The 11010-nt window shown below is 62.8% G+C and carries 12 protein-coding genes and 2 riboswitches; of the genes, 7 read left to right on the plus strand and 5 right to left on the minus strand.

Translation table 11 applies throughout. The features are described 5' to 3' along the window. Positions 1 to 779 (plus strand): NAD-binding protein (locus tag ABI213_RS19190; protein ID WP_348028281.1); only part of this gene is annotated, 779 nt, incomplete at its 5' end. Positions 780 to 788: 9 nt separating this feature from the next. Here the strand turns inward: ABI213_RS19190 and ABI213_RS19195 are convergent. From ABI213_RS19195 to ABI213_RS19210, 4 genes are all read right to left on the minus strand, one after another. Further along, positions 789 to 1070 carry an antibiotic biosynthesis monooxygenase gene (locus ABI213_RS19195; protein WP_348028283.1) on the minus strand — a complete coding sequence of 94 codons (282 nt, stop codon included), beginning with the start codon at positions 1068 to 1070 and terminating at the stop codon, positions 789 to 791. 266 nt (positions 1071 to 1336) lie between these two features. Beyond that, positions 1337 to 2386 carry a diguanylate cyclase gene (locus ABI213_RS19200; protein WP_348028285.1) on the minus strand — a complete coding sequence of 350 codons (1050 nt, stop codon included), beginning with the start codon at positions 2384 to 2386 and terminating at the stop codon, positions 1337 to 1339. Positions 2387 to 2403: 17 nt separating this feature from the next. Continuing rightward, positions 2404 to 3015 carry a chemotaxis protein CheC gene (locus ABI213_RS19205; RefSeq protein ID WP_348005628.1) on the minus strand — a complete coding sequence of 204 codons (612 nt, stop codon included), beginning with the start codon at positions 3013 to 3015 and terminating at the stop codon, positions 2404 to 2406. Beyond that, positions 3012 to 3395: a response regulator gene (locus ABI213_RS19210; RefSeq protein ID WP_348028287.1), complete on the minus strand. Its 384-nt coding sequence runs from the start codon at positions 3393 to 3395 to the stop codon at positions 3012 to 3014. Before ABI213_RS19210 ends, ABI213_RS19205 begins: the two co-directional genes overlap by 4 nt. 174 nt (positions 3396 to 3569) lie before the next feature. Between ABI213_RS19210 and ABI213_RS19215 the strand changes: the two genes are divergently transcribed. After that, positions 3570 to 4853 (plus strand): amidohydrolase family protein, encoded by a 1284-nt coding sequence (locus ABI213_RS19215; RefSeq protein WP_348005626.1) that lies wholly within the window; start codon positions 3570 to 3572, stop codon positions 4851 to 4853. Between the two features lie 72 nt (positions 4854 to 4925). On the opposite strand, the gene ABI213_RS19220 is transcribed toward ABI213_RS19215, so the two are convergent. After that, complete coding sequence (locus ABI213_RS19220) at positions 4926 to 5429, minus strand: nucleoside deaminase (protein ID WP_348005625.1); 504 nt, start codon at positions 5427 to 5429, stop codon at positions 4926 to 4928. A 58-nt stretch (positions 5430 to 5487) separates the two neighbouring features. Next, positions 5488 to 5588, plus strand: a riboswitch (glycine riboswitch). A gap of 6 nt (positions 5589 to 5594) precedes the next feature. Continuing rightward, a riboswitch (glycine riboswitch) is annotated at positions 5595 to 5719 on the plus strand. Positions 5720 to 5771: 52 nt separating this feature from the next. Here ABI213_RS19220 and gcvT point away from each other — a divergent pair. The 5 genes from gcvT to ABI213_RS19245 all read left to right on the plus strand — a co-directional run. Continuing rightward, a complete protein-coding gene (gene gcvT / locus ABI213_RS19225; protein WP_348005624.1) occupies positions 5772 to 6905 on the plus strand; it encodes a glycine cleavage system aminomethyltransferase GcvT in 1134 nt (377 codons plus the stop codon). Between the two features lie 27 nt (positions 6906 to 6932). After that, positions 6933 to 7304: a glycine cleavage system protein GcvH gene (gene gcvH, locus ABI213_RS19230; protein WP_348028289.1), complete on the plus strand. Its 372-nt coding sequence runs from the start codon at positions 6933 to 6935 to the stop codon at positions 7302 to 7304. A 19-nt stretch (positions 7305 to 7323) separates the two neighbouring features. Continuing rightward, a complete protein-coding gene (gcvP, locus tag ABI213_RS19235; protein ID WP_348005622.1) occupies positions 7324 to 10206 on the plus strand; it encodes an aminomethyl-transferring glycine dehydrogenase in 2883 nt (960 codons plus the stop codon). Next, positions 10206 to 10688 carry a GNAT family N-acetyltransferase gene (locus ABI213_RS19240; protein ID WP_348028291.1) on the plus strand — a complete coding sequence of 161 codons (483 nt, stop codon included), beginning with the start codon at positions 10206 to 10208 and terminating at the stop codon, positions 10686 to 10688. Before gcvP ends, ABI213_RS19240 begins: the two co-directional genes overlap by 1 nt. Before the next feature lie 59 nt (positions 10689 to 10747). Further along, positions 10748 to 11010 (plus strand): YitT family protein (locus ABI213_RS19245; protein WP_348028293.1); only part of this gene is annotated, 263 nt, incomplete at its 3' end.

Raw genomic sequence — 11010 nt, forward strand, 5'->3', positions numbered from 1 at the left:
AGGTACTGGCCGTGCTGGCCATCATCATCGTCGGCAAGTCCATCGCCGCCGCCGCGCTGGTGCTGGTGTTTCGCTATCCACTCAATACCGCCTTGAACGTGTCGGCCAGCCTGGGGCAGATTGGCGAGTTCTCGTTCATTTTGGCCGGGCTAGGTGCCAGCCTGGGCCTGCTGCGACCCGAGGGACAAAGCCTGATTCTGGCCGGTGCGCTGCTGTCGATTGCGGTGAATCCACTGGTGTTCAAGGGCGCCGACTGGCTGGAGCAGTGGCTGGAGTCCCACCCGGCCCTGGCCGCCAAATTCGCCCGCAGCACCGACCCGCTGTCGGAGCTGCCCATGGCCACCGACGAAAAATACCTGTCCCGGCAGGTGGTGCTGGTGGGCTATGGCCGCGTGGGCAAGCGCCTGGCGGCCGAGCTGCATGCGCAAGACATCCCCTTCGTGGTCGTCGAGCAAAACCGCGAACGCGTCGAGCAATTGCGCGCCAGCGGCATCACCGCCGTGTCGGGCGATGCCGCCGATGCCGGGGTGCTGATCCAGGCCCACATCGCCCGCGCCAGCATGCTGGTGATCGCCGCACCCGATGCCTTCAACGTGCGCCAGATGGTGGCCCACGCCCGCATGCTGAACCCGCACATCGAAACCGTGGTGCGCACCCACAACGCAGCCGAAGCGGCCCTGCTGGCGCAGGAAAACATGGGCCGCGTGTTTCTGGGCGAGGACGAACTGGCGCACAACATGGGACGGCATGTGCTGGAGCGCTTCGGCAAGGCGGCGTAAGGCTATTCCTTACAACACCCCCGCCTCCAACGCCTGCAGGTAGATGAACTCTGGTGCTTCCACGCCGGCCTGCTTTCGGATCTCGACCAGGCGGGGGGATTCGAAGAATTGCCGGGCCTGGGCAATCGATACCCACTGCGAGAAATGGACGATCTTGTTGGCGTCGGCCTGGTAGCGCAGCACCTGGTAGCTGCGCTCCCCGGCCTCTTTGCGGATGGCAGCCGCAGCGTCAAAAACCTTCTTCCAGGCGCTGTAGTCCTGCACAGCGTGGATGATCAGTACATAGTCCATGGTGTCTCCGGGTAGTGGGGCGCGCGGCCTTGGAAATCGGCACCAAGGCGATCGCAGATATCTTAACCAAATACGGTTCCCGCGCAGGTGGTACCTGCGCAGGCAGCTACTTATTCAATAGCAAACTGGCGTTTCTGCAAAGAGGCATTTCCGGGGTGCAGATATCGGCATCCAAGGTTTTGCACGACGACAGGCCTGGGTGTAAACAGCGCCTAAATTAGGCATGAAATAAGACTCTGGTGCTTATTCAGCCTGCACGGGCAGCTCTATTCAATGGAGGGGCTGGATACCGGAGGATTCTGGCCGTTGGTGACATAGCCGCCGGTGGAATGGGCATCGGACACGCTCAGCCACTGCACCGTGTTGCGACCACGGCCTTTGGCGGCGTACAGGGCTTTGTCCACGGTGTCAAGTAAACGCGTTTCGGTACACACCACACCACCGAGGCAAGTGGCAACCCCCAGGCTGACGGTGATGTGCTGGGCCACCTGCGAGCGGGCATGGTCCAGCTGCAGGGCCAGCACGGCTTGGCGTATTTTCTCGGCAATCCGGGTGGCCCCGGACGGATCGAAGGACGGCAGGATGATGATGAATTCTTCACCGCCGTAGCGCGCAAAGATGTCAGAGAGTCGATTCAGCTGGGATTGCGCCGCGCCCACCACGGCTTGCAGCACCCGGTCGCCCGCCGGGTGGCCGTAGGTGTCGTTGTATTTTTTAAAGTAATCCACATCCAGCATCACCAGCGATAGCGGGGTTTTCTGGCGCTGGGCGCGGCTCAATTCGATGGCCAGTTTTTGGTCGAAATATTTGCGGTTGTAGATGCCGGTCAGGCCGTCGATCACCGCCTCGCGCGAGAGTTTTTCGGTGCGCGACTGCAGCATCCGCTCGCGCTTCATAAAGCTGCTGGTATCGGCAATTTGCAGCATCACTAAAAAACCATCGTCACTGGCAATGTCGTGACGCAACGGCACCAGGGTCAGTGACTGAGGCATGCGCTGTTGCGGGCCTTTCACAGCATCTTCGGGGCGCTGGTAGAGCGGCAGCGGCGTGCGGTGCAGCACGTTGGACAGCACCACTGGCAGCTTGTAGGTCAGCACGTTTTTCAGGGCGCTGATAAAGGACAGCGACAGGTCGTTGGCAAACACCGATTCGAGCGTACGGCCCAACGCCGCCGGTGCTTCAATGCCACTGTGGCGCACCACCCAGGCGTTCCACAACAGCACCTCGCCGCGCGGGTTGAGCACAATCAGGCCGGTGTTGAGCGCGTCCACCATCTGGGACCAGGGCAGCAACGGCGCAAGGAGGCTGGCAGGCATAGAGGCCGGGGATAGGTTCAAATGCGCGATAGAAATGCATCCAGGGCACTGATCAGCCCTTCTAGCGAACTGGAACTGAGCAAGAAAACCAGATAGCCCTGGGTGTCCCGTTTTTCGATGGTCAGGTCGATATGCAGCACCAGCACCATCGGCTGGCTCTCGTCGGACATCAGCTTGCCGATCACGGTGTCGGCACCGTCCACCGAGTATTCAGGCAGGGTGCTGCTCAGGCCAACGCCCAACATGTCTGCAATGGCCGATAGGCAGGCATTCAAGATCACGTTGCCCAGCTCGCACATGGCCTCGTGCTCGAAGTCCACCAGGTCCTCCACGTTGACCTGCGAACCCAGCATTTCCTGCACGATTTCCAGTGCTTTTTCTTCGCGGAAAAGCAGCGTGGCATCCAGGCTGAACGGGCCGCCAAACTTTTGCCGCACCGCGCCCAACCGCCCGCCTTGCAGAGACAGCATTTCGGCATTGACATCGGTACGGTCAAAAAACTGGATGCGCGGCACCGACAGCAGTACCTCGTCGCCCACGATCTCACTCAGGCTGGCGGCGGCCTGGCCTGCACCCACGTTAAACACCTCGGTCAAGGCATCCAGTTGCAGGTCAGACAGGGCGATCACGTGGCGCTTTCAAAAAAAGTAATCGCCTCGGTCACGCTTTTGTCGCTCACGGGTTTGGCGACAAACTTCACGCCCAGCTCGGCCGCGCGGGTCTTCTGGCTTTCTTGGATGTTGGCCGAAAACAGCGCCAGCCGCAGCCCAGGATGGTCGCGCTTGAGTCGCTCGGCCGCATCGGTCCCCAGCATGCCGGGCATATTGATGTCCATGGTGCAGTAAGTGAAGGTCTGGGCCACGGCCAAGGCCAGCGCTTCGTCTCCACTGGTGGCCTCCACCAGCGTCCAGCTAGGGCGCTTGGCCTGTACCAAGGTGCGGATCATCATGCGCGATACCCGGCTGTCGTCTACGATCAAAAGTGAGGTTGCAGGGGTGGGAGTGGTCATGGGAGGGAGGCCTTTTAGCGCATAAAAACGATTGTCGCTCTAAGCAGAGTGTCTGTGTCAGGATGTTACCAACCGATTGCCCGCGGTACTCCCCAGACGTGTAAAAATTAGTTTAATTTCCCGCCCCTTCAATCCCCTTTAGTTCGCCGCCATAAGGCCCATAAGGCTCCCCCTATGCTTGACCTCCTGGTTACCCACGCCACATTGCCCGACGGACGCACCGGCATGTCGATTGCTGTGCAAAACGGCCGCATCACCGAAGTCACAGCCGGCCTGAACGCCCCCGCACAACAAACCATTGATGCCCAGGGCCTGTTGGTCAGCCCGCCGTTTGTCGATGCGCATTTCCACATGGATGCCACGCAGAGCTACGGCCTGCCGCGCGTCAACCAAAGCGGCACCCTGCTCGAAGGGATTGCGCTGTGGGGTGAGCTGAAACCCGATCTGACCCAGGAAGCCTTGGTGCAGCGCGCCCTGGCCTACTGCGACTGGGCGGTGGGCAAGGGACTGCTGGCCATCCGCAGCCACGTCGATATTTGCGACCCACGCCTGCTGGCCGTCGAAGCCCTACTGGAGGTGAAACACCTGGTCGCGCCCTACCTGGACCTGCAACTGGTGGCCTTCCCGCAAGACGGTGCCCTGCGCGACCCGCTGGCCATGGACAAGCTCAAGCGCGCACTCGACATGGGCGTGGACGTGGTCGGTGGCATCCCCCACTTCGAGCGCACCATGGCCGACGGTGCGCTCAGCGTCAAACTGCTGTGCGAGCTGGCCGCCGAACAAGGCAAGCTGGTCGATATGCACTGCGACGAGTCCGACGACCCGATGTCGCGCCACATCGAAACCCTGACCTATGAGACCCAGCGCCTAGGCCTGCAGGGCCGCGTCACGGGCTCACACCTCACCTCCATGCACAGCATGGACAACTACTACGTGTCCAAGCTTCTGCCGCTGATGGCCGAGGCGCAGATCAACGTGGTCAGCAACCCGCTGATCAACATCACCCTGCAGGGCCGGGGCGACACCTACCCCAAGCGCCGCGGCATGACGCGCGTGCCCGAAATGATGGCCCACGGCCTTACGGTCGCCTTGGGCCAGGACTGCGTGATGGACCCCTGGTACAGCCTCGGCAGCGGCGACATGCTGGAAGTGGCCAGCATGGGCCTGCACGTGGCGCAAATGACCAGCCAGGCGGCGATGCGCCAGTGCTTTGATGCGGTGACGGTCAACCCGGCCAAAATTTTGCAGCTCGACGGCTATGGCCTGGAGGCCGGTTGCTGGGCCGACTTTGTGCTGCTGCAAGCGCAAGACCCGATCGAGGCCATCCGCCTGCGCGCCACCCGGCTGCAGGTCTTCAAGCGCGGCAAGCTGCTGGCGCAAACCCCGGCAGCCACGGCGCGGCTGGACCTGCCGGGTCGGCCTGGCAGCACCGATTGGCTGCTACGCAAAGTCGGCTAGACTTGCTATGCTTTATATAGCTTTTGGCGCAGGTGGAATATGCGCTGGAGGCACTTTTTCTATAAATTTCGCTTAACGCCCAGCCCAAAAGGCGCGCTGCATGGCGATCGTCTCCTGCGCTATTTCCGGCACCGGGCCGATCAAATCCACCGGCTTCTGGCAATGGTCGAACACGTAGCGCGACGACACGCTCATCGTCGGGTTTTCGCTGTGGCTGCCGGTCTCGGCCAGCAATTGCGCTTCGGTTATGCCGTAGACCACGCGGCCGATATTCGCCCAGTAGGCGGTACCGGCGCACATGCAGCAGGGTTCCACCGCCGTGTACAGGGTGCAACCCCATAAAAACGCGGGGCTGAAGTTGGTGGCGGCCACCCGTGCCAGCGTGGATTCGGCGTGGTTCACGGTGTCGATATTGCACTGCTCCAGCAACACCGTTTCGTGGTCGGGGCCGACCAGTACCGCGCCAAACGGATGGTGCCCCAAATCCACGGCGCGCAAAGCAACCTCGTTGGAGCGGCGCAGGTGGCGCAGCATTTGATCCTGCGTGGGGCGGGTGGATGGTGGCAAGTCGGACATAGTACTTTCTCCGGGATGCTTCACTTTACGTACAAACAGGGGCGCGCGGTTCGGTAGAATCAAAAAGTCAGGAGAGAGTTTTCCCCGCGAAAACCGCCGAAGGCGCAGGACCCCGCTACGTGGGTCTGAACGCTCAGGCAAAAGGACTGACAAGCGCTTGTATAAGCGTCTCCCCCTGGAGAGAAACCCGCCCTGGAGCGGGTTCACCGAAGGCGCAACCCGCAGTCGGCCTGCACCACCGCAAGGCCCGCCCGGCGAATCGCTCAGGTAAAGCGGACAGAGGGGGCCACACATGGTTTTTTAAAAACCGTGATTGTCTGTGTGCCCTCTGAAAGAACCGCCATGTCTGATCTGCCCGCGTCGCTACAGTTGACCCCACTCAACGCCCTGCACCTCGAACTCGGTGCCCGCATGGTGCCCTTTGCGGGCTACAGCATGCCGGTGCAATATCCCGCTGGCCTGATGGCCGAACACCACCATACCCGCACAGCGGCTGGCCTGTTTGACGTATCCCACATGGGCCAGTTGCGCCTGGTCGGCGCGGACGCGGCGGCGGCATTTGAAACCCTCATCCCCGTGGACGTGATCGACCTGCCCGTGGGCAAGCAGCGCTACGGCCTGCTGCTGAACGAGGACGGCGGCATTCTGGACGACCTGATGTTCTTCAAGCGGGCCGACGACATCTTCGTCATCGTCAACGGCGCCTGCAAGGTCCAAGACATCGCCCACATCCAAGCCCACATCGGCCAACGCTGCCAGGTCATCCCCATGCCGGAGATGGCGCTGCTGGCACTGCAAGGCCCGCAGGCCGTCGATGCCCTGTCGCGTCTCGCACCTGGCGTGGAAAAGCTGGTGTTCATGACCGGTGGCCACTTCGATGTGGCGGGCATTCCCTGCTTTTTGACACGCAGCGGCTACACCGGCGAAGACGGATTTGAAATCTCGGTGCATGCCGAACAGGCGGAAGCACTGGCCCGCGCCCTGCTGGCCCAGCCCGAAGTCAAGCCCATCGGCCTGGGTGCACGCAATTCGCTGCGCCTGGAAGCCGGGCTGTGCCTGTACGGGCAAGACCTGGACACGACTACCAACCCGGTGGAAGCGGGCCTGAACTGGGCCATCCAGAAAGTGCGCCGAGCCGGTGGTGCGCGCGAGGGCGGATTCCCTGGCGCTAGCAAAATACTAGCTGCCCTCGCAGGTGGAACCAGCGCCAACACCCGAAAACGTGTAGGACTCGTGGCCCTGGAGCGCATCCCGGTGCGCGAGCACACCGCCCTGCAAGACAGCGCTGGCAACGCCATCGGCGAAGTCACCAGCGGCCTGCTCGGCCCCACGGTGGACAAGCCGATTGCCATGGCCTATGTGGCCCCGGAATTTGCCGCCATCGGCACCCGCATCAACGCCATCGTGCGAGGCAAAATCGTGCCGATGGAAGTCACCTCCATGCCCTTCACCCCGAACAATTACTTTCGCGGCTGATTTTTCAATTTTTACAGGAGCAACCCCATGAGCATCAAATACACCGAAGACCACGAATGGCTGAACATCGAGGGCGACATCGCCACCGTCGGCATCACCACCCACGCACAAGACGCGCTGGGTGATGTGGTGTTTGTGGATTTGCCCGCAGTCGGCACCAGCTTCGCCCAAAAAGACGTGGCCGGTGTGGTCGAGTCGGTGAAAGCCGCTGCCGACGTGTACATGCCCGTCTCTGGCGAAATCACCGAGGTCAACGAAGCCCTGCGCGCCGACCCGGCCCTGGCCAACACCGACCCGCTGGGTGCGGGCTGGTTCTTCAAGGTCAAGCTGTCGGCCCCCGCCGAAGTGGCCGCCTTGCTTGACGAATCCGCCTACAACGCCTTTAGCCAAAACGCTTGATCTCCCTGGACACCGCCCCATGACGACCTCCCTGCACGAACTCGAAAACTCTGCCGAATTCATCGCCCGCCACATCGGTATTGACGCTGCTGACGAAACCCTGATGCTGGAAGTGATCGGCTCCAGTTCGCGCCGGGACCTGATTGACGGCATCGTGCCGCGCTCCATCGCGCGCAGCACGCCCATGGACTTGCCCGCGCCCATCACCGAAGCCGCGGCGCTGGCCGAGCTGAGAGCCATCGCGGCCAAGAACCAGGTGTTTAAAAGCTTCATCGGCCAGGGCTACTACGGCACCCACACGCCCGGCGTGATTTTGCGCAACATCCTGGAAAACCCCGCCTGGTACACGGCGTACACGCCCTACCAGGCCGAAATCTCGCAGGGTCGCATGGAGGCGCTGATCAACTTCCAGACCATGGTCTGCGACCTGACCGGCATGCCCATCGCCAATGCCTCGATGCTGGACGAAGCCACGGCTGCTGCAGAAGCCATGACCCTGGCCAAGCGCAGCGTGAAAAGCAAAAGCAATGTCTTCATCGTGGCGGGCGACTGCCATCCGCAAACCATCGAAGTCATCCAGACGCGCGCCAAGCCGCTGGGCATCGAAGTCAAGGTCAGCACCGCGCTGGAAACCCTGCCCCAGCTGATGGCCAGCGGCGATTTCTTTGGCGTGCTGGCCCAGTACCCGGCCACCAACGGCATGCTGCACGACCTGCGCCCGCTGGTCGGCGTGGCCCATGCCTGCGGCGCCGCCGTCTGCGTGGCGGCCGACCTGCTGGCGCTGACCCTGCTGGTGCCCCCCGGCGAATGGGATGCCGACATCGTCATTGGCAACACCCAGCGCTTTGGCGTAGCCATGGGCAATGGCGGCCCGCACGCGGCCTACATGGCGTGCCGCGATGCCTTCAAACGCTCGCTGCCAGGTCGTTTGGTGGGCGTGAGCGTGGACGCGCATGGCAACCCGGCCTACCGCCTGGCGCTGCAAACCCGCGAACAGCACATCCGCCGCGAAAAAGCCACCTCCAACATCTGTACCGCCCAGGTGCTGCCCGCCGTGCTGGCCAGCATGTACGCGGTCTACCACGGCCCGCAGGGCCTGACCCGCATCGCCCAGCGCGTAGCGCGCTTCACCGCTATCCTGGCGCGCGGCTTGCAGCAAATGGGCTACGAAATCGTCAACGCGCATGCCTTTGACTCGCTCACCGTCAAAACCGACGACGCTAGCGATTTAATAGCTGCTCGCGCACACAACGCCTGCGCAAACCTGCGTTTTCGCTTAAAAAACCATTTAGGCATCTCGCTGGACGAAACCACCACCCGTGGCGATATCGAAATGCTGTGGTCCTTCTTCGTCAAGCCCGGCGAGCCCATGCCGCGCCTGAGTGAGCTGGAAGACAGCGTGGACTCGCTGATCCCCGCCGAGCTGCGCCGCAGCAGCGCCTTTCTGACGCACCCGGTGTTCAACACCCACCACAGTGAAACCGGCATGCTGCGCTACATCCGCGCACTCAGCGACAAGGATTTGGCACTCGACCGCAGCATGATTCCGCTGGGCAGTTGCACCATGAAGCTCAACGCCACCAGCGAAATGGCCCCGGTGACCTGGCCTGAATTCGCCAACATCCACCCCTTCGCCCCCGCCGACCAGCGCCTGGGCTACACCGAGCTGGATGCACAACTGCGCGACTGGCTGTGCCAGGCCACCGGTTACGCCGGCATCAGCCTGCAGCCCAACGCGGGCAGCCAGGGCGAATACGCCGGTCTGCTGGCCATTAAGGCCTACTTTGATGACCACGGCCAGAGCCAGCGCAACATCTGCCTGATCCCCAGCAGCGCCCACGGCACCAACCCCGCCAGCGCCCAGATGGCGGGGCTGAAAGTAGTGGTGACCGCCTGCGATGCCAACGGCAACGTGGACATGGCGGATCTGCAAGCCAAGTGCGAACAGCACAGCCAAGACCTGGCGGTGGTGATGATCACCTACCCCAGCACCCACGGCGTGTTTGAAACCCAGGTCAAGGAACTCTGCGCCCTGGTGCACAGCCACGGTGGCCGTGTGTATGTGGACGGTGCCAACATGAACGCCCTGGTCGGCGTGGCCGCGCCCGGCGAGTTTGGCGGCGACGTGAGCCATCTGAATCTGCACAAAACCTTCTGCATCCCGCACGGCGGCGGCGGCCCCGGTGTGGGCCCGGTCTGTGTGGTGGCCGATTTGATTCCCTACCTGCCCGGCCACGCCACAGCGGGCGACACCCAGCACGGCATTGGCGCCATCAGCGCCGCGCCGCTAGGCAATGCCTCCGTGCTGCCGATCAGCTGGATGTACTGCCGCATGATGGGTGCCGAGGGCTTGCAGCACGCCACCGAAGCCGCCATCCTGGCCGCCAACTACGTCAGCACCAAGCTGGCTCCGCACTACCCGACGCTGTACGCCAGCGCCAACGGCCACGTCGCGCACGAGTGCATCCTGGACCTGCGCCCCATCAAAGACAGCTGCGGCGTGACTGCCGAAGACGTGGCCAAGCGCCTGGCCGACTACGGCTTCCACGCGCCCACACTGAGCTTCCCCGTGCCCGGCACGCTGATGGTGGAGCCTACCGAGAGCGAAACCCTGGCCGAGCTGGACCGCTTCATCTTCGCCATGGTGGCCATCCGCGATGAGATCCGCCAGATTGAGGCCGGTACTTGGCCGCAAGACAACAACCCGTTAAAACACGCGCCGCACACCGCTGCCAGCTTGCTGGGTCCCGAGTGGGACCGGCCGTATGCGCGGGAAGTAGGCGCGTTCCCGCTGGCATCGCTCAAAACCGCGAAGTACTGGCCGCCGGTGGGCCGGGTGGACAACGTGTTTGGCGACCGCAACCTGTTTTGCAGCTGCGTACCCGTGGCGGACTACGCCTAATGGCGTTGCAAGTCCGCCGGGTGGACTACCGCGACCCCATGGAGGCGGCTTCCCTGCTCCAATTGCTGGACATCTACGCCCAAGACCCCATGGGGGGTGGCGCACCGTTGGCCGAAGCAGTCAAGGTCCGCCTGTGCGCCGACCTGGCCCAGCGCCCGCATGCCGCCAGTTTCATCGCCTGGCTGGGTGACGAGCCCATCGGCTTGGCCAACTGCTTTGAGGCCTATTCCACCTTCAAGGCCCAGCCGCTGCTGAACATCCACGACCTGGCGGTGCACCCCGCACACCGAGGCCGCGGCGTGGGACAGGCGCTGCTGGCGGCGGTGGCGCAACATGCCCAGGCGCGGGGCTGCTGCAAGCTGACGCTGGAAGTGTTGACCGGCAACGCAGCCGCCATCGCCAGCTACACGCGCTTTGGCTTCGCGGGCTACCAGCTGGACCCGGCGGCGGGGCACGCAGTGCTGCTGCAAAAGTGGCTGTAAAAGTGGTTGTAAAGGTGCCGGGCTGCTGACGCGGCACAGTTCCTGCAACGGTTTACGCCATGTCCACCTCTGCCACCTCCGTCCACGTCCACACGCTGTTTGAAGATGCACAGGCTATCTTCACCGGCACGCTGTTTGTATCGCTGGCGCTGATCTTGTTTGCCCAGGCGGGCCTGATGACGGGCGGTACGGCGGGGGTGGCTTTTTTGCTGCACTACGCCACCGGCATCACATTGGGCAAGCTGTTCTTTCTGATCAACCTGCCGTTTTACTGGTTCGCCTGGACCCGCATGGGGCGCGAGTTCACTTTCAAAACCTTTAT

Source organism: Rhodoferax sp., assembly GCF_039922535.1.
In the GTDB taxonomy this organism is placed as follows: Bacteria; Pseudomonadota; Gammaproteobacteria; order Burkholderiales; family Burkholderiaceae_C; genus Rhodoferax_B.